The organism is Agromyces sp. Y558 (assembly GCF_059445415.1).
The window spans coordinates 344,016-360,424 of record NZ_JCAIUH010000004.1 but is presented as its reverse complement, the minus strand read 5'-3'; the positions used below and the strand labels follow the sequence as shown (position 1 = coordinate 360,424).

The window sequence follows — 16,409 nt, the reverse complement described above, 5'->3', positions numbered from 1 at the left end:
GATGCCCCAGATGAACGATTTCCTCCCGAAGGGCGAGCTCGAACCCGAGCAAGACCCCAAGCGCCCCTCCAACACGCGCCTCGGAATCTGGATCGTCGTCGGCGCGATCGGCCTTTACCTCGTCGGCTCGGGCATCTGGGGCCTCATCACCGGCGGCTGACCTGCCTTCGGGCGAGCGGATGCCGCGGCATCCGCTCGCCCGAAATACGCCATGTCGCGGCATCCGCTGACCGCGGCGCGCCCCGATGCAGAGCCGCCATGCGGCGAAACCGAGCAAAGCCCCGTATCCTTGTAGCTCTATGGACGAATTCTGGGCGAATGCGATCTGGTCGCTCGCGCCGACCGTGCTCATCGGGCTCATCTTCTGGTTCGTGATGCGCGCGATCATCCACTCCGACCGCAACGAGCGCAAGGCGTACGCCCGCATCGAAGCGGAGGAGCGGGCGAAGCTCGCCCAACAGCGACCGGCAGCCTGAACGCATGACCGGGGAGCAGACGACGCTGCTCGTCGCCGGTGTCGTCATCGTCATCGACGTCGTCATCCGCATCACCGCGATCATCGTGGTGCCCCGCAACCGCCGCCCGACCGCGGGCATGGCGTGGCTCCTCGCGATCTTCTTCATCCCGTACATCGGGGTGCTGTCCTACCTGCTCATCGGCAATCCGAAACTGCCGAAGCACCGGCGCCGCAAGCAGGCCGAGGTCGACCGCTACATCCGCGAATCGACGCACGGTGTCGAGCGGGTCAGTGATCCCGGTGACTGGCCCGCGTGGTTCGAAGGCGTCGTGCGCCTCAACCGCAACCTCGGCTCGATGCCCCTCATCGGCTCGAACAGTGCGAGCCTCATCGGCCACTACCAGGGCTCACTCGACGCGATGACCGCGGCCGTGCACGACGCGAAACGCTATGTGCATGTCGAGTTCTACATCTTCGCCTACGACACCACGACGGCGCCGTTCTTCGACGCGCTCGGCGAAGCGGTTGCTCGTGGCGTCGACGTGCGCGTGCTGCTCGACCATGTGGCGTCGTTCCGGGTGAAGGGCTACCGCAAGACGCTCAAGCGTCTGACCGCGATGGGGGTGCGGTGGCAGCTCATGCTGCCCGTGCAGCCGTTCAAGGGCAAGTACCAGCGGCCCGACCTTCGCAATCACCGCAAGATCCTCGTCGTCGACGGCGAGGTCGGCTTCATGGGCTCGCAGAACGTCATCGACCGCAGCTACAACAAGCGCAGCAACATCCGTCGCGGCCTGAAATGGAAAGAGCTCGTGGTGCGCGTCGAAGGGCCGATCGTGGCCGGACTCGATGCGATCTTCGCCACCGACTGGTACCTCGAAACCGGTGAGGAGCCGGTGCGCGACCTCGCGGCGTCGCTCGACCAGCCGGGCGAGGCGCAAGATCTCGACTGCCAGGTGGTGCCGAGCGGGCCGGGGTTCCCGAACGAGAACAACCTCAAGCTCTTCCTCGCGCTGCTCTACGCCGCAGAGGAGCGCATCATCATCACGAGCCCGTACTTCGTGCCCGACGACGCGATGCTCCGCGCGATCAGCGGCGCGACGCAGCGCGGCATCCACGTCGAGCTCTTCGTCTCGGAGATCGGCGACCAGGCGCTGGTGTATCACGCGCAGCGCTCGTACTACGAGGCGCTGCTCCGCGGAGGCGTGAAGATCTACATGTACAAGGCGCCGTATATTCTGCACTCCAAGCACTTCACCATCGACGACGACGTCGCCGTCATCGGCTCGAGCAACATGGACATCCGTTCGTTCGAACTCAACATGGAGGTGTCGCTGCTCGTGCGCGGGGCCTCGTTCGTGCGCGAGATGCGCGCCATCGAAGACGGCTATCGGCGCGACAGCCACGAGCTGACGCTCGAGGCGTGGATGAAGCAGCCGTTGCGATCGACCGTGCTCGACAACCTCGCGCGACTGACCTCGGCGCTGCAGTAGCGCGACCCGTGGACTGGCGAGGCGCGCCAGCGCCGTCTCGAAACCATGTGTTCGAGCAAGGATATTGAGAAGCGGCCTCCTCCGTCGACCGCTCCTCAACCCACGATCAACGGCGCGGCTTCAGTCGCACCGTCGGGAGCTCGGGCGCGGGCAGCGGCGGGCCGTCATACCCCGCAACCGTGCCGAAGCGTCCGTCGGGGTTGTCGCGGCCGATGACGTCGGCTTGCCATTGCCGACGGAACTCGACGATCTCGTCGTGATCGCGGCCGATGAAGTTCCACCACATCACGAGCTCTTCACCGAACGGCACGCCGCCGAGGAGGATCACGCGCACGGGTTGCGCCTCGGCGGATAGGCGGATGCGGCGACGCCCGGCCTCGAGGTAGACGAGCTCGCTCCATGCGGCGGTCGTCGAGACGGTGTCGGTCGCGAACTCGCCGATCGCGGCATCCGTGGCGCTGATCTCGACGGGACCCGAATCGACGAGCACTCCATGCTCGAACGTGGGGTCGAGTTCGAACTCGACGGTGCCGAACGGCGGCAGGTCGAGTTGCGCGCCGAGCAACGGCGAGAAGACGGTGACGGCGCCGCCCTGAGCCTGCCGAAGGGATGCCTCGGGCGCGACGCCGCCCGGCAGGGAGCCGACGAACACCCGCACCGTGGCGTCGCCCACGACGACCGGTGCGATGTCGGCGTGTTCGAAGAAGGGGCCGACATGCCGGGAGGCATCGGGAAGGGCGACCCAGAGCTGCACCCCGTGCAGGCGGGTGGTCTCGGGCGTCGACACCTCGGAATGCGAGATGCCGCGGCCGGCCGTCATGAGGTTCACGGCGCCGGGGCGCACCAGCGTGTGGCTGCCGGCGGAGTCGCGGTGCTCGATCTCGCCCTCGAAGAGCCAGCTGACGGTCTGCAGGCCGGTGTGCGGGTGCGGCGGCACGACCATGCCGGCTGAGACCCGCACCTCGTCGGGCCCGTAGTGATCGGCGAAGCACCAGGCGCCGATCGTGGTGCGGCCGCGCTGGGGGAGCGTGCGGCGAACGTTCATCGCCCGCGGGCCACCGAGCGGCACATCGCGCGGGGCGAGCACCTGCACGACGGGGCCGGTGGGCTCGTCGGGTGGGCAGAGCAGTTCGACGGGGTCACGTTCCAGGTTGCTCATGCTGGAAATAGTACGCGGCGCAAGCACGAGAACCGGGGGACCGTTAGCATGACGGTATGGCTCCCTCCATACGCATTCGTCGTGCCGGTCTCCTCGCTCTGGCGCTCTCGTCGGTGTTCCTGCTTTCGGCGTGCAACCCGTCGGGCAATGCTGCAGAGAACTTCCCGGGTGTGCCGAGCGAGGCCGACGCCGACACGGTCGACGTCGAGGCGGGCACCGACCCGGCGGGTGACACTGAAGATATTCCGTCGTCCGAAGACGGGCCCGTGGCTGTCTGGTGGGCCGATGGCGGTCAGATCGCCCTCATCGTCTCGGGCAGTTCGACGTGCCCCGTGATCGGCAAAGAGATCCGTGTGCTCGAGAAGGCCGGCGAGGGCAACCGCGTCGCGATCGACCTCGTCGAGCAGCCGGAAGACCAGGTCTGCACGATGGATCTCGTGCCCCACACGACGCTGTTCTGGACGCCGGTGTACGTGTCGACGACTGAGCCGCTCGTCGTCGAAGTCGCCGACACTGAGATCACGATTCCGATCAAGTAGCCTCGGCCAGGTTCGGCCGGAGCACGAGCAGTTCTCCGACTTCGCAGTCGAGTGCGTCGCAGATGGCCTGCAAGGTCGAGAAGCGGATGGCGCGAGCACGGTCGTTCTTCAGCACGCTGAGGTTCACGACGCTCACGCCGACGAGTTCGCTGAGCCGCGTGAGCGTCATGCCGCGCGCCTCGAGCAGCTCGTCGAGCCGGCAGTGGATGTCGGATGCCTCGTCGGGCTCTGCAGGGGCCATCAGACGAGCCCCTCGGTGTCGCGCTGCATGCGCTCGCCGACTGCGAAGACCGTGGCGGCCATTGCCGCGACGAACGTGAGGAAGACGAGGGACGACAGGTCGACCGACATCACGACGTTCTCGAAGTCACCGTCACTGAGACGGGTGAAGGCACCGTTCGCCGCCATGTTGCCGAAGAACGGCACAGCCGCGAACCCGATGGCCCCAGAAAGGCCCGCCACGGTGACGAGGATGGTGTTGCGGCGAGTGAAGACCTGGTTCCGCATGACCGCCCAGCAGAGCATCAGGAGGCAGATGACGACGATCCCGATCGTCGCCGCGGCGAGCAGCTGCTGGATGATGAGCGATGCCCACGATGCACCCGGCAGAGACGGAATGGTCACCACTGCTTGCTCGAGCGACACCTGCACCGGCGTGCCATCGGGCCCGATCGGCGCCGTCGCCGGGGTTCCGGCGAACTCGGCCGTCACAGGCACGTTTCGATTCGGCACCACCTCGATGATGCGCTGCACGGATGCCACGACTGCCCAGACGGCGATGGTCGTGCCCGCGAGCATGAAGAACCAGAGGCTCGCGAGATCTGCTCGGGACATCGAGCGGCCGGAGATCGTGTGCATTTCGTTCCTTGCTGTCTCGGGTTGGTCGGGGGACATCAGACGAGTCCGTCGGTATCGCGCTGCAGGCGCTCGCCGAGTTGAAATGCGGTCGCAACGACCCCGAGTGCGAGTCCCCAGCCGAGGGGCGCGGGGTCGATGGTGAGGCCGAAGAAGACGAGCCCCTCGGCACCCAGACCGGTGTCCGCGCTCCGGATGACCGCGTCACCGAGGAACTGCACCACCTCGGCGTCGGAGATCGCCCGCAGGATAGGGGCGAACATGCCCGTCACCATCACGAGCACCGCCGCGGAGAAGATCGACCAGGTCGCCGACCGAGCGAAGGGGCGCCGTTCGAGCAGGCGCATGCCGAGGATGAAGACGATGACGCACAGGCCGATGCCCAACAGCGCCGCGACCGCAGTCTGCGAGACCATCAGCCACCGCAGCCCGGCAGGCAGTCCATCGATGACGAGGGTGACCGAGTCGTAGTGGGCGCTGACGATCGCCGGTACTCCATCGGCGAATTCGGGCGACTGGGCGTTCGCGAGTTGCAGCCCGTCGACGTTGAGCGCATCGGACGTGAGCAGATGAACTGCTCGTACGACGAGCCCGACGAGTCCAGCGAGCCCGATCAGCAGTGCACCTCCTGTGATGGCTCGAAGCCCCCAGCCGTCGAGGCGTTCGAGGCGAGAGCGGGTCGCTGGCTTGGTGTCACTCATGTTCTCCCTAACGAATATCGATAATAACGATAAACGATACGGTAGCGCTTCGAGCATCGTGCGTCAACGAGAGCGGCCGCGCCGCGGCATCCGCCGCCGTCATCGTTCGTCAACCCCGTCCCGAGCGCTGCGCCGAGGGCGAACAACGGCTTCGCGGCCCCCTCTGCTGGTTACGCTCTTCATATCGGCGCCCCTACCCAGCGGGGTCGTGAGGAGTAGAAATGTTCGAGAGATTCACCGACCGAGCTCGTCGTGTCGTCGTCCTGGCCCAAGAAGAGGCCAAGATGCTCAACCACAACTACATCGGCACCGAGCACATCCTGCTCGGGCTCATCCACGAGGGTGAAGGCGTCGCAGCCAAGGCGCTCGAGTCGCTCGGCATCTCGCTCGACGCGGTGCGCGAGCAGGTGCAAGACATCATCGGCCAGGGTCAGCAGCAGCCGACCGGGCACATCCCGTTCACTCCGCGCGCCAAGAAGGTGCTCGAGTTGAGCCTGCGCGAAGCGCTGCAGCTGGGTCACAACTACATCGGCACCGAGCACATCCTGCTGGGGCTCATCCGCGAGGGTGAAGGTGTCGCCGCCCAGGTGCTCGTCAAGCTCGGCGCCGACCTCAACCGCGTGCGTCAGCAGGTCATCCAGCTGCTCTCGGGCTACCAGGGCAAAGAGCAGGTGCAGGTCGGCGCGAACGAGCAGACCACCCCGCAGGGCGGCTCGCAGATCCTCGACCAGTTCGGCCGCAACCTCACGCAGGCTGCGCGCGACGGCAAGCTCGACCCTGTCATCGGGCGTGAGAAAGAGATCGAGCGGGTCATGCAGATCCTCTCGCGTCGCTCGAAGAACAACCCCGTGCTGATCGGTGAGCCCGGCGTCGGCAAGACCGCCGTCGTCGAGGGCCTCGCCCAGGCGATCGTGAAGAACGAGGTGCCAGAGACGCTGAAAGACAAGCAGGTCTACTCGCTCGACCTCGGCTCGCTCATCGCCGGCTCCCGCTACCGCGGTGACTTCGAAGAGCGCCTGAAGAAGGTCACGAAAGAGATTCGCACGCGCGGCGACATCATCGTCTTCATCGACGAGATCCACACCCTCGTGGGTGCCGGTGCAGCCGAAGGTGCCATCGACGCCGCGTCGATCCTCAAGCCCCTGCTCGCCCGCGGCGAGCTGCAGACCATCGGTGCGACCACGCTCGACGAGTACCGCAAGCACTTCGAGAAAGACGCTGCGCTCGAGCGCCGCTTCCAGCCGATCCAGGTCGCAGAGCCGTCGCTGCCCCACACGATCAACATCCTCAAGGGACTCCGCGACAAGTACGAGGCGTTCCACAAGGTCTCGATCACCGATGGCGCCATCGTGTCGGCGGCGAACCTCGCCGACCGCTACGTGTCCGACCGCTTCCTCCCCGACAAGGCGATCGACCTGATCGACGAGGCCGGCGCACGCCTGCGTCTCTCGATCCTCTCGAGCCCGCCCGAGCTGCGCGAATTCGACGAGAAGATCGCCGTCGTCCGGGCCGCGAAAGAGACCGCGATCGAGGAGCAGGACTTCGAGAAGGCCGCCTCCCTCCGTGATGAGGAGAAGAACCTCCTCGGCGAGCGGCTACGCCTCGAGAAGCAGTGGAAGTCGGGCGACGTCAAGACGACCGCCGTCGTCGACGAGGGCCTGATCGCCGAGGTGCTCGCACAGGCCACCGGCATCCCCGTTTTCAAGCTCACCGAAGAAGAGAGCTCGCGTCTCGTCTTCATGGAGAAGGCGCTGCACGAGCGCGTCATCGGTCAAGAAGAGGCCATCTCAGCCCTCGCCAAGACCATCCGCCGTACGCGTGCCGGCCTGAAAGACCCCAAGCGCCCCTCTGGCTCGTTCATCTTCGCCGGCCCCACCGGCGTCGGCAAGACCGAGCTCGCCAAGGCGCTCGCCGAGTTCCTCTTCGATGACGAGGCTGCGATGATCGCGCTCGACATGTCGGAATACGGTGAGAAGCACACCGTCTCGCGCCTCTTCGGTGCTCCTCCCGGATTCGTCGGCTTCGAAGAGGGCGGCCAGCTCACCGAGAAGGTGCGCCGCAAGCCCTTCAGCGTCGTGCTGTTCGACGAGATCGAGAAGGCGCACCCCGACATCTTCAACTCGCTCCTCCAGATCTTGGAAGAGGGCCGGTTGACCGATGGCCAGGGCCGCGTCGTCGACTTCAAGAACACGGTCATCATCATGACCACCAACCTCGGCACGAAAGACATTTCGAGTGGCCCCGTGGGCTTCGCGATCGAGGGAGACACCCGCACGGGCTACGACCTCATGCGCGGCAAGGTGAACGAAGAGCTGAAGAAGCACTTCAAGCCCGAGTTCCTGAACCGCGTCGACGAGATCATCGTCTTCCCGCAGCTCTCCAAGCCCGAGCTGCTGCAGATCGTCGACCTGTTCATCAAGCGGCTCAGCGAGCGCATGCTCGACCGCGACATGACCGTCGAGCTCACGCAGGCGGCCAAGGAGCGGCTCATCGAGGTCGGGTTCGACCCGGCCCTCGGTGCCCGCCCGCTCCGCCGCGCGGTGCAGCACGAGATCGAAGACGGCCTCTCCGAGAGGATCCTGCACGGCGAGCTCAACGCGGGCGACCACGTGCACGTCGACTTCACAGACGGAGAGTTCCTGTTCACCACCACGCAGCGGGCCCTGCCCGTCGGCGTCGGCGTGAACACGAACGCTGCGATCGGCACCGGTCCGGTGAGCCCCGACCTGGCGGCCGCGTCGGGCGAGTAAGCAGACACGACACGAAGGGGCGGATGCTGCGGCATCCGCCCCTTCGTCGTCCGCGCCCCCACCCACCCCGCCCACCCCGCCCACCCCACCCCACCGCAGGCTTTCCTTTCTCAGGAACCGCCCGCCGAAGCGAGCCCTTTTCAGGAAGAACTCCGGTGATCCGATCGATATCGCCGCAGAACTCCTGAAAAGAGAAGAAGGTGTCGGGCGAATACGATGAGGGGATGACCGAGTTCAGCGTGCGGCGGGCCCGCACGAGCGATGTTCCGCGAATCATCGACCTCGTGGAGCCGCTCGTCACCCGACGCATCCTGCTCGGGAAAGAGCGTGTCGACCTCTACGGCTCGGTGCAGGAGTTCCGGGTGGCAGAGGCCGATGACGGCCGGCTCATCGGTGCGGGCGCGCTGCACGTCATATGGGAGGACCTCGGCGAGGTGCGCACGCTCGCCGTCGACGACGGTTGGCTCGCCCACGGCGTCGGCCACGCCCTGCTCACCACGCTCGAAGACGAAGCTCGTGAGCTCGGCCTCAGCCGCCTCTTCTGCCTCACCTTCGAGACCACCTTCTTCGGCCGCCACGGCTTCGTCGACATGGGGCGCGAGACCGTTGACCCCGAGGTCTACGCCGAGCTCGTGCGTTCGAACGACGAGGGTGTGGCCGAGTTCCTCGACCTCGCCCGCGTGAAGCAGAACACCCTCGGCAACACCCGCATGCTGAAGCTTCTCTGAAACGAGATTCGGCGCGCCGAGCGGATGCCGCGGGCAGCGGCATCCCGGTCGTACCCTGTGTGCATGTCGACGAACACACCGGCCGGGCGGCAATCGCCGCACGTGTACCGACGCCGGCGACTCATCGTGCTGATCGGACTCATCGCGGTGATCATCGCGATCGTGCTCATCATCGTGCGTCCGGGAGCGAGCCAAGGCGAAGAGGGCGCGGGCGGCGGACCCTCGTCGAGCGCCGACCCGGCGACTGCGCCGGAGACGACCTCCATTCCGACCGAGCCGACCGCGGCCGACGGCGACCCGTGCGCGCCAGAGAAGATCACCGTCGAGGCCGTCACCGACAAGTCGTCGTACGAAGCAGGAGAGCAGCCGCAGCTGTCGGTCACGATCACGAACACGGGCAAGAACGTCTGCGTGCTGAACGCGGGCACGAACGCCCAGGTCTTCACGATCATGAGCGGCACCGAGGTCTACTGGGCCTCGCCCGACTGCCAGGTCGACGCGATCGACGCCGAGGTCTCGTTGACCCCCGGCACGCCGGTCAGCTCGAGCGTGCCGATCGTCTGGGACCGCACGCGTTCGACGCCCGAGACGTGCGCCGGACCGCGCGAGACGGTGCCGGCCGAAGGCGCCTCGTACCACCTCGGGGTGTCGGTCGACGGTTTCGAGTCGGCCGAGCAGAAGCAGTTCCTGCTCTACTGATGCCCGCGTGCTCGCTCGTCACTCGTGCGGACGGCGACGCGGTGTTCGTCATTTGACCCGTGAAGAGGGGCCGCGCAGTCAGCGGCTCGCAGCTTAGGTTCGTTGAGTGCGCGTCTGGCGTTCCCGGCCGAAAGGGCGCGCACCACCGCCTCACCCGGCTGGTGGAGAGCGCCGGGTGTTCCCCCTCTTGTATCAAGTCTGCCCGGCGCTCTCGCGGGGGCGCCCCGCCGCCCCCGGCCGATGGCCGGTGCCTGAAGAGTGCGGGTAGCCCGCGAACGCCGGTGCGGAGCCGGTGGGCGGGTCGAAGCGCACGAGCTCGTTGGCCGCGTCGAGAGACGGCGCCGACGCCATGAGTTGTTGCTCCGCCGGGTCGAGTGCCCACTTGACGACGAGGTAGACCTCGCCGCGCTTCACGTCACGGTACCGGCGGATGATCGCCTTCGGCGTGAGAGCGTCGTTGCGGATGCACAGCCACGTGTCGCCGTCGTAACGGATCGGCTTCGGAAGACTGCTTGCCATGGTGCTCCTCGAGATGGAGCGCGCCGGCCCGCGCGGGTCTACTTCGATGCTACGCGCCCCGCGACATGGTCTGCGGGGCAGGAAACGAGCGAATGCGCCGGCGCCGTGGGGTCAACAAGAACGCCGTCGTCTTCGTCGACACCTCGGACCCTCACGGTCCGGCACAGACAGCATAGGCTGCTTCCCTCCGAAATACACATCCCAGTCGGGTGGTCGAAGAGACGGGCGAGCGGATGCCGCGGAGTGCGCCCTGCGCGGACGGAGGCGGGTGCGCGGCATCCGCTCGGTACCCTTGAGGGATGGCAGGCAAGGCACAACGGAAGCAGGCGGCGGAGCCCGTGGAGTTCCGTTCGGAGGCGCTCGCGCAGGCGCTCGAACGGCAAGATATCGCGGCGGTCGCCCTGGCCCTGCGCCACGGCAACACCGTCGTGCCGCTCGTGAAGCCGGGGCCGCGCGACAAGCCGCTCGACGGTGGCGAAGTGTGGACCTACCGCGATCCGAAGACCGGCGATGTCGCACTGCTGCTCTTCAGCGATGCCGCGAACAAGCCGGCGAACCTGCCGCCCGCGGTGGGCCTGCAGAGCGCTGCGTGGCTGCGGTCGTTCCTCAAGCGGTACGAGTCGACGATCACGACGGTGTTCCTCGACATCGCGGGCCCGCACCCGATGCAAGCGTCGCCCGGCGAACTGCTGCGCGCGCTCGAGGCGTAGGGGAGTACGCCGAGTCGGCGCGCAAGGCTCGAGTCTGCAGGTGTGCGGCTGCGGCACCCTGAGGCATCGCGTGAGGCCGTCAGAAGGCGGCGTCGAGTTCGCGTTCGCGCGGGCCGGTCGAGGCCATCATGGCGCGCTGCACGGCGGCGTGCACGCTGCCGGCTTCGACGTCGAGGATGGTCGTGTAGCCGAGGCGTCGTGCTTCGGCGCCCCGCTGCTTCGCCGCGGTGACCGGACGCACCTCGCCGGCGAGGCTGATCTCGCCGAAGGCGGCGAGCTCGTGCGGCACGGCACGGTCGCGCATGGCCGAGGCGATGGCGACGGCGATCGCGAGGTCGGCGCCGGGCTCGGCGAGCCGCACGCCGCCGACGGTGGAGACGTAGACGTCGTGATCGCCGAGAGTCTTCAGGCCGGCTCGACGCTCGAGCACGGCGATGATCATGGCCACCCGCGATGGATCGACCCCGTTGACCACGCGGCGAGGCTGCGGCGCCTTCGTCGACACGACGAGCGCCTGCACTTCGACCGGCAGTGCACGGCGCCCCTCGAGTGCGACGGTGACGCACGTGCCGCTCACGGCACTGCGCCCGCTCGAGAGGAAGAGGCCCGACGGGTCGGGCACCTCGGAGATGCCCTCGCCGGTCATCTCGAAGCAACCCACCTCGTCGGTCGGCCCGAAGCGGTTCTTGAGGGCCCGCACGAAGCGAAGGGCCGTTTGTCGATCGCCCTCGAACTGGCAGACGACGTCGACGAGGTGCTCGAGCAGGCGGGGGCCGGCGATCGAGCCGTCTTTCGTGACGTGGCCGACGAGCAGCACTGGCAGCCGCCGCTCTTTCGCGACGCGGATGAGTGTCGATGCGACCTCGCGCACCTGGCTCGGTTGCCCCGGCAGACCATCGGAGAGGGATGACGACACGGTCTGCACCGAGTCGACGATGAGAAGCTCGGGGGCGATGGCGTCGACCTGCCCGAGGATCGTCGCGAGATCGGTCTCTGCCGCGATGAAGAGCTCGTCGTGCAGGGCCTTCGTGCGCCCAGCTCGAAGGCGCACCTGCGCGACCGACTCTTCGGCGGTGACGTAGAGCACCCGTCTGCCGGTGGCCGCCACGCGCGCCGCGACCTCGAGCAGGAGTGTGGACTTGCCCACCCCAGGCTCGCCGGAGAGCAGGATCGCGGCGCCGGCGACGATGCCGCCGCCGAGCACCCGATCGAACTCGCCGATGCCGCTCGGGCGGTGCGCAGCGTCTTCGGTCTGCACGTCGGTGATCGGGCGGGCGGTGCGCGCCTCGCCGAGTTGCACCGCCTGCACTGCACGCACGATGCCGGTGGCTTCGGCCACGTCGACGACGGTGCCCCACTGCTGGCACTCGCTGCAGCGGCCCACCCACTTGACGGTGCTCCAGCCGCACTCGGTGCAACGGAACGTGGAGGTGGAGCGGGCCATGCCCCGAGACTAGCCGCGGCCGCCGACAGTGAGCGCTTCGGCGCGCGTGTCGACGCCGAGGTGCGCGGCCGCCCTGGCGACAGCCGGTCGGAAGGCCTCGGCCCATACCGCGTACCCGTGGTCGTTCGGGTGGAACATGTCGCGCGCGAACTGCGTCAGGATGCCCCGGAGCCCTTGCCGTTTCATGATCTCGTGCAGTGGCGCAACGACGAGTCCGTGCTCGAGGGCGGCAGCGCGAAGCATCCGATTCGCCTCGGCCACCTTGCGTTCGGTGTGCGGGAAGTAGAAGCACGGCAGGTCGGCGACGACGGCGCCGGAGGGCAGCTCGGCGAAGATCGAGCGGATGTTGCGCTCGAACGCCTGAGGGTTCCAGCCGGCGATGTCATTCGCACCGATCGAGACCGTGACCACGTCGGGCCGCAGATCGCGGAACCGCGGCAGCTGGTCGCGCACGGCGAGGCGCGTCGTCGCACCCGAGACGCTGAGATTCACGACGCGCACGCTTCGCCCGGTCATCTCGCGAACACCGTCGGCGACCACGCCGACGTAGCTGCGGTCAGGCTGCGACGCGCCGATGCCCTGTGCCGCACTGTCGCCGATGGCGACGTAGAGCAGCTCGCCCTCGACCTTCGCGTGGTCGCGCCACCACTTCGAGTGCACCGGCAGCGTCTCGTTCAGCGTGGCCTTGTTCTCGAGCATCCGATCGCGGAATCGAGGCACTCCGCCTGCACCGAGCAGCGTGACAGCAGACAGACGGATGCCGCGCCAGACGCTCATCGAGTCGCCTGACGCGCGATTCGTGACGGGAGCCACCGCCGGCGTGAGGAGTTCTGCGGTCATCACCCGAAACTATGACCTTCGACTTCGAGTTGCCTGCGCGCCGGCTGGGCGCGAGCTGGGCATAAGGCGTCTGGCGGCGGTCTCACCCGACGGCGGTGGGGATTGCCGCCACGTCGGCTGAGGCATCCGCTCGTTTTGGCACTGACGCGCGCGTCGTCTAAGATCGTCCTCGGTACCGTGTCCGAGCGGCCGAAGGTGCAACTCTCGAAAAGTTGTGTGGGTGAAAGCCCACCGTGGGTTCAAATCCCACCGGTACCGCCACAGAGAAACCCCTACTTCCCAGTAATCACAAGGAAGTCAGGGGTTTCTTTTTGCTGCTCCAGCATGACGACATCGTGAACGCAGTTGCGGCTTTCACCGAGTGTCCTGAAACTCCCACCAGCGCCATGACGCTTGCGATTCAGGGCAGGCTCTGGCATGGCGGTTTGGTCCGGGCGGCCGGCGCGCTGGATACCGTCATCGCTGCCTACGCAGTTGCGAATGATGCAACCGTGATCCACTTCGACCGCGATTTCGAGCTCATCGCCAGCGTCGTCCCAGAGCTGAAGCAGGAATGGATCGTGCCCCGCGGCACAGTGTCCTAGTCGGGCGTCGACACGCTCGGCTCACCAGCCGCTGCGCGTCGGCGTGTGCCCCTCGCGGGCGTCGTCGGGCATCGGCATCTCCGCGCGCAGCCCGAGCAGTCTGATCGGCCGGTCGGGTTCGATCCGCCCGGCGAGATCCAGCGCCCGAGTCAGTACCGCCTCACCGTCGAACGTCTCCGGCACCTTCTTGGTGAAGACCTTGGTGAGGAACGGCGCGTACCGCACCTTGAGCGTGAGCCCGATCACCGGCCGACCCTCGGCCGCGATGTCTTCAAGTACCCGGGCGACGAGCTCCCGCACGGCGGCATCGACCTGCGCGGGCTCGGTCAGGTCCTGCTGGAACGTCGTCTCCCTGCTGTGCCCGCGGGCGACCCACGGTGTGTCGTCGACGACGTCGGCGCCCTCGCCGCGGCCGAGCTGGGCGTACCAGGGCCCCATCCTCGGCCCGAACTCGGCGACCAGGGCGTCGGGCGCAGTCGCCGCCAGCTCGGCGACAGTGGCGATGCCGAGCCCGGCCAGGCGGCGGGAGATCTTCGAGCCGACGCCCCAGAGGTCGATCGTCGGGCGGTCGCCCAGAACCTCGAGCCAGTTGTCGGCGGTGAGCCGGAACACGCCGCGAGGCTTGCCGAACCCCGTCGCGACCTTGGCCCGCACCAGTGTGTCGCCGATGCCGACGCTGCAGTGCAGTCGGGTTCGTTCGAGCACGGCCAGCTGCAACATCCGGGCGTAGGTCTCTGGGTCCTCTGTCGGCACGCCGACGAAGGCCTCGTCCCAGCCGAGCACCTGCACGGTCGCGCCGGGCTGCGCGCGCAGCGTCGCCATGACCTCAGCGGATGCCGCGGTGTAGGCCTCTGCGTCGACCGGCAGGATCACGGCATCGGGTGCCTTGCGGGCGGCGATGCGCAGGGGCATCCCTGATCCGACGCCGAACTCGCGCGCCTCGTACGACGCGGTCGAGACCACGGCGCGTTCGGTCGGGTCTCCTCGACCGCCGACGATCACCGGCTTGCCCGCGAGCTCCGGCCGTCGCAGCACTTCGACGGCCGCGACGAACTGGTCGAGGTCGACGTGCAGCACCCAGGACTTCCGGTGTCCGGTCACGGAACCAGTCTGCCTCGTGACGCCAGCGCCCCCAATCACCCGAACCGAGTGATTCGGAACGTCGAGGGCTTCGATACCGTGAGCCGGTCCTGGTCCGAACCACGAGGAGCACGATGTCCACCGAACAGCCAGCCGAGTCGCGGACGCGTCAGCGGTGGGCGGAGGCGCGGGAGATCATCGCCGTCTTCCTGCTGTCGGTCACCGCGATCCTGACGGCGTGGTGCGGCTTCGAGTCCTCGAAGTGGAGCGGGCAGATGTCGATCGACTTCAGCCAGGCATCCGCCGCGCGAATCAAGTCGGTCGACCTCGCGAGCGAGTCGCGCGACGCGCAGGCGGTGGACCTCGCCATCTACACCCAGTGGGTCGATGCGACGGCGACGGGCGACACCGCACTCGCCGACTACGTGCGTGCTCGATTCACTCCGGAGTTCACGGTCGCGTTCGAGGACTGGCAGGCCGGCGGCGAGGACCTCAAGTCACCGTTCGCCGAACCCAGCTATGTTCCGATCGGGAAGGAGGAATCGGTCGCGGCGGCGAAACTCGCCGACGAGAAGTTCGAAGCCGCGCTCAAGAGCAACCAGCGCGGTGACAACTATTCGATCCTCACGGTGCTGTTCGCGATGGTGCTGTTCTTCACGGCGATGTCCGAGCGCAACACCTCGCGCTGGCCCGGATGGTTCCTGCTCGGGCTCGGTGCCGTCGTCGCGATCGCTGGCGGGGTGATCCTCGCCACGTTCCCGGTGCTGGTGTGAGCTGGGCCCGAATCGCACCCGATGCTAGCGTGGGTGGCCGACCACGCGGCACCCGTCACCGTGGATTCCGCGGAGGGAACGCAGCGTGCATCAACCGGTCGAACTCGACGACGGCCTCGTGTTCCGTGAACTCGCGATCGGCGACGGGCCCGCGCTCGCCGCGGCGTACACGCGCAACCGTGAGCACCTCGCGCCTTGGGAGCCCACCCGCACCGACGACTTCTTCACCGCCGAGATGCACCGGCGCGACGTCGAGGCATCGCTCACCCGACTCGAGGCGGGTCTCGCCGTGCCGTTCGTGATCGTCGACGGCGACGAGATAGTCGGCCGGATGAATCTCTCCGACATCGTGCGCGGCGCGTTCCAGAATGCGCACCTCGGCTACTGGATCGACGCCCGCTATGCCGGGCGCGGCCTCGCGACAACGGCGGTCGGTCTCGCCGTGCACGCGGCGCGCGGCATCGGCCTGCACCGCGTGCAGGCCGGCACGCTCGTGCACAATGCCGCGTCGCAGGCGGTGCTCGCTCGCAACGGGTTCGAACGCTTCGGGCTCTCCCGCCGACACCTGCGCATCGCGGGGGAGTGGCAGGATCACGTGCTCTTCGAGCGGCTGCTCGAAGAGTGAGCCGAACGGCACCTGCCTCCGGTGTTAGCGTGGACCCACGCGAGCGCGCCGGCATCGGTCGCCGTGCCGACCGAGGGGAGCAGACATGATCGAACTCGTCGTCGCCCTCTTCCGGGTCGCGCAGGCCTCACTCGAGATCGCGCTCGCCTCGAACGCGCAGATGTCGATCGTGCTCCTCGGTGTCGTCGGCGCGGCCGCCGTCGCCGTGGTCGTCGTGGCCTGTCAGGCGTTGCCGGCGATCGTCGCGGCCGACGCGAGCGGCGCGGCCACACGGTTCCGGCAGACGGCCGACCCGTGGCGACTCCTCGCGCAGAGCGACCCCGACGCACCCGGGCGCGCTCGCCCGAGGGCGCCGGCTGGCGGCATCGCGGCCGCGTAGCGACACTCGACCGACGCCACCATCGCCCAGCGGGCGACGGCTCGGCGACCCGATTCCTCGCGGCCAGACGGATTCAC

At 67.7% G+C, this 16,409-nt stretch carries 20 protein-coding genes and 1 tRNA gene; 13 read left to right on the top strand and 8 right to left on the bottom strand.

Annotation, left to right across the window (positions count from 1 at the left end):
* Position 1 precedes the first annotated feature (1 nt).
* The 3 genes from AC1C2T_RS19260 to cls all read left to right on the top strand — a co-directional run bounded on the left by AC1C2T_RS19260 (position 2) and on the right by cls (position 1,947).
* On the top strand, positions 2–160 hold the full coding sequence (locus AC1C2T_RS19260; protein WP_495386339.1) for a hypothetical protein: 159 nt from the start codon (positions 2–4) through the stop codon (positions 158–160).
* A gap of 139 nt (positions 161–299) precedes the next feature.
* Complete coding sequence (locus AC1C2T_RS19255) at positions 300–476, top strand: hypothetical protein (RefSeq protein ID WP_495363079.1); 177 nt, start codon at positions 300–302, stop codon at positions 474–476.
* A 4-nt stretch (positions 477–480) separates the two neighbouring features.
* Positions 481–1,947 (top strand): cardiolipin synthase, encoded by a 1,467-nt coding sequence (cls, locus tag AC1C2T_RS19250; RefSeq protein WP_495386338.1) that lies wholly within the window; start codon positions 481–483, stop codon positions 1,945–1,947.
* Between the two features lie 106 nt (positions 1,948–2,053).
* On the opposite strand, the gene AC1C2T_RS19245 is transcribed toward cls, so the two are convergent.
* Positions 2,054–3,106 carry a pirin family protein gene (locus AC1C2T_RS19245; protein WP_495386337.1) on the bottom strand — a complete coding sequence of 351 codons (1,053 nt, stop codon included), beginning with the start codon at positions 3,104–3,106 and terminating at the stop codon, positions 2,054–2,056.
* Between the two features lie 56 nt (positions 3,107–3,162).
* Between AC1C2T_RS19245 and AC1C2T_RS19240 the strand changes: the two genes are divergently transcribed.
* Positions 3,163–3,645 (top strand): hypothetical protein, encoded by a 483-nt coding sequence (locus tag AC1C2T_RS19240; protein WP_495386336.1) that lies wholly within the window; start codon positions 3,163–3,165, stop codon positions 3,643–3,645.
* Here the strand turns inward: AC1C2T_RS19240 and AC1C2T_RS19235 are convergent.
* Genes AC1C2T_RS19235 through AC1C2T_RS19225 form a run of 3 tightly spaced genes read right to left on the bottom strand, consistent with a single transcriptional unit; the run spans position 3,638 to position 5,201 of the window.
* Positions 3,638–3,886 (bottom strand): helix-turn-helix domain-containing protein, encoded by a 249-nt coding sequence (locus AC1C2T_RS19235; RefSeq protein ID WP_495386335.1) that lies wholly within the window; start codon positions 3,884–3,886, stop codon positions 3,638–3,640. The genes AC1C2T_RS19240 and AC1C2T_RS19235 overlap by 8 nt on opposite strands.
* The gene (locus AC1C2T_RS19230) at positions 3,886–4,503 is read right to left on the bottom strand and encodes a hypothetical protein (RefSeq protein WP_495386334.1); all 618 of its coding nucleotides are present in this window, start codon (positions 4,501–4,503) and stop codon (positions 3,886–3,888) included. Before AC1C2T_RS19230 ends, AC1C2T_RS19235 begins: the two co-directional genes overlap by 1 nt.
* A gap of 35 nt (positions 4,504–4,538) precedes the next feature.
* Entirely contained in the window at positions 4,539–5,201 is a 663-nt protein-coding gene (locus AC1C2T_RS19225; protein ID WP_495363073.1) for a hypothetical protein, read from the bottom strand.
* A gap of 221 nt (positions 5,202–5,422) precedes the next feature.
* On the opposite strand from AC1C2T_RS19225, the gene AC1C2T_RS19220 reads away from it, so the two are divergent.
* The 3 genes from AC1C2T_RS19220 to AC1C2T_RS19210 all read left to right on the top strand — a co-directional run bounded on the left by AC1C2T_RS19220 (position 5,423) and on the right by AC1C2T_RS19210 (position 9,378).
* Complete coding sequence (locus AC1C2T_RS19220; protein WP_495363072.1) at positions 5,423–7,951, top strand: ATP-dependent Clp protease ATP-binding subunit; 2,529 nt, start codon at positions 5,423–5,425, stop codon at positions 7,949–7,951.
* Positions 7,952–8,175: 224 nt separating this feature from the next.
* Positions 8,176–8,679, top strand: coding sequence for an amino-acid N-acetyltransferase (locus AC1C2T_RS19215; protein ID WP_495386333.1), 504 nt, complete (start codon positions 8,176–8,178; stop codon positions 8,677–8,679).
* Between the two features lie 63 nt (positions 8,680–8,742).
* Entirely contained in the window at positions 8,743–9,378 is a 636-nt protein-coding gene (locus tag AC1C2T_RS19210; protein WP_495363070.1) for a hypothetical protein, read from the top strand.
* A gap of 192 nt (positions 9,379–9,570) precedes the next feature.
* Here the strand turns inward: AC1C2T_RS19210 and AC1C2T_RS19205 are convergent, their stop codons facing one another.
* Positions 9,571–9,897, bottom strand: a complete 327-nt coding sequence (locus tag AC1C2T_RS19205) for a hypothetical protein (protein ID WP_495363069.1) — start codon at positions 9,895–9,897, stop codon at positions 9,571–9,573.
* 299 nt (positions 9,898–10,196) lie between these two features.
* Between AC1C2T_RS19205 and AC1C2T_RS19200 the strand changes: the two genes are divergently transcribed.
* Positions 10,197–10,607 carry a dehydrogenase gene (locus AC1C2T_RS19200; protein WP_495386332.1) on the top strand — a complete coding sequence of 137 codons (411 nt, stop codon included), beginning with the start codon at positions 10,197–10,199 and terminating at the stop codon, positions 10,605–10,607.
* A 79-nt stretch (positions 10,608–10,686) separates the two neighbouring features.
* On the opposite strand, the gene radA is transcribed toward AC1C2T_RS19200, so the two are convergent.
* Positions 10,687–12,051 carry a DNA repair protein RadA gene (gene radA, locus AC1C2T_RS19195; RefSeq protein ID WP_495363067.1) on the bottom strand — a complete coding sequence of 455 codons (1,365 nt, stop codon included), beginning with the start codon at positions 12,049–12,051 and terminating at the stop codon, positions 10,687–10,689.
* A 9-nt stretch (positions 12,052–12,060) separates the two neighbouring features.
* A complete protein-coding gene (locus AC1C2T_RS19190) occupies positions 12,061–12,891 on the bottom strand; it encodes an SGNH/GDSL hydrolase family protein (RefSeq protein ID WP_495386331.1) in 831 nt (276 codons plus the stop codon).
* Between the two features lie 171 nt (positions 12,892–13,062).
* Between AC1C2T_RS19190 and AC1C2T_RS19185 the strand changes: the two genes are divergently transcribed.
* Both AC1C2T_RS19185 and AC1C2T_RS19180 read left to right on the top strand, forming a co-directional pair.
* Positions 13,063–13,152 (top strand) — tRNA-Ser (locus AC1C2T_RS19185).
* On the top strand, positions 13,125–13,475 hold the full coding sequence (locus AC1C2T_RS19180) for a PIN domain-containing protein (RefSeq protein WP_495386330.1): 351 nt from the start codon (positions 13,125–13,127) through the stop codon (positions 13,473–13,475). The genes AC1C2T_RS19185 and AC1C2T_RS19180 overlap by 28 nt, the downstream gene beginning before the upstream one ends.
* Before the next feature lie 21 nt (positions 13,476–13,496).
* Here the strand turns inward: AC1C2T_RS19180 and AC1C2T_RS19175 are convergent, their stop codons facing one another.
* A complete protein-coding gene (locus tag AC1C2T_RS19175; protein WP_495386329.1) occupies positions 13,497–14,576 on the bottom strand; it encodes a DNA polymerase IV in 1,080 nt (359 codons plus the stop codon).
* Between the two features lie 113 nt (positions 14,577–14,689).
* Here AC1C2T_RS19175 and AC1C2T_RS19170 point away from each other — a divergent pair, with 113 nt between their 5' ends.
* From AC1C2T_RS19170 to AC1C2T_RS19160, 3 genes are all read left to right on the top strand, one after another.
* Positions 14,690–15,328, top strand: a complete 639-nt coding sequence (locus tag AC1C2T_RS19170; RefSeq protein WP_495363062.1) for a hypothetical protein — start codon at positions 14,690–14,692, stop codon at positions 15,326–15,328.
* A gap of 85 nt (positions 15,329–15,413) precedes the next feature.
* Positions 15,414–15,953, top strand: a complete 540-nt coding sequence (locus AC1C2T_RS19165) for a GNAT family N-acetyltransferase (RefSeq protein ID WP_495363061.1) — start codon at positions 15,414–15,416, stop codon at positions 15,951–15,953.
* Positions 15,954–16,038: 85 nt separating this feature from the next.
* Complete coding sequence (locus AC1C2T_RS19160; RefSeq protein WP_495380169.1) at positions 16,039–16,332, top strand: DUF6412 domain-containing protein; 294 nt, start codon at positions 16,039–16,041, stop codon at positions 16,330–16,332.
* The last annotated feature ends 77 nt before the right edge of the window (positions 16,333–16,409 follow it).

Coding starts and splice junctions, on each gene's coding strand:
- AC1C2T_RS19215 (WP_495386333.1), top strand. CDS start 8,176: ATGACCGAGTTCAGCGTGCGGCGGGCCCGCACGAGCGATGTTCCGCGA.
- radA (WP_495363067.1), bottom strand. CDS start 12,051: ATGGCCCGCTCCACCTCCACGTTCCGTTGCACCGAGTGCGGCTGGAGC.
- AC1C2T_RS19200 (WP_495386332.1), top strand. CDS start 10,197: ATGGCAGGCAAGGCACAACGGAAGCAGGCGGCGGAGCCCGTGGAGTTC.
- AC1C2T_RS19190 (WP_495386331.1), bottom strand. CDS start 12,891: ATGACCGCAGAACTCCTCACGCCGGCGGTGGCTCCCGTCACGAATCGC.
- AC1C2T_RS19170 (WP_495363062.1), top strand. CDS start 14,690: ATGTCCACCGAACAGCCAGCCGAGTCGCGGACGCGTCAGCGGTGGGCG.
- AC1C2T_RS19210 (WP_495363070.1), top strand. CDS start 8,743: ATGTCGACGAACACACCGGCCGGGCGGCAATCGCCGCACGTGTACCGA.
- AC1C2T_RS19240 (WP_495386336.1), top strand. CDS start 3,163: ATGGCTCCCTCCATACGCATTCGTCGTGCCGGTCTCCTCGCTCTGGCG.
- AC1C2T_RS19160 (WP_495380169.1), top strand. CDS start 16,039: ATGATCGAACTCGTCGTCGCCCTCTTCCGGGTCGCGCAGGCCTCACTC.
- AC1C2T_RS19230 (WP_495386334.1), bottom strand. CDS start 4,503: ATGCACACGATCTCCGGCCGCTCGATGTCCCGAGCAGATCTCGCGAGC.
- AC1C2T_RS19245 (WP_495386337.1), bottom strand. CDS start 3,106: ATGAGCAACCTGGAACGTGACCCCGTCGAACTGCTCTGCCCACCCGAC.
- AC1C2T_RS19255 (WP_495363079.1), top strand. CDS start 300: ATGGACGAATTCTGGGCGAATGCGATCTGGTCGCTCGCGCCGACCGTG.
- cls (WP_495386338.1), top strand. CDS start 481: ATGACCGGGGAGCAGACGACGCTGCTCGTCGCCGGTGTCGTCATCGTC.
- AC1C2T_RS19225 (WP_495363073.1), bottom strand. CDS start 5,201: ATGAGTGACACCAAGCCAGCGACCCGCTCTCGCCTCGAACGCCTCGAC.
- AC1C2T_RS19220 (WP_495363072.1), top strand. CDS start 5,423: ATGTTCGAGAGATTCACCGACCGAGCTCGTCGTGTCGTCGTCCTGGCC.
- AC1C2T_RS19235 (WP_495386335.1), bottom strand. CDS start 3,886: ATGGCCCCTGCAGAGCCCGACGAGGCATCCGACATCCACTGCCGGCTC.
- AC1C2T_RS19205 (WP_495363069.1), bottom strand. CDS start 9,897: ATGGCAAGCAGTCTTCCGAAGCCGATCCGTTACGACGGCGACACGTGG.
- AC1C2T_RS19260 (WP_495386339.1), top strand. CDS start 2: ATGCCCCAGATGAACGATTTCCTCCCGAAGGGCGAGCTCGAACCCGAG.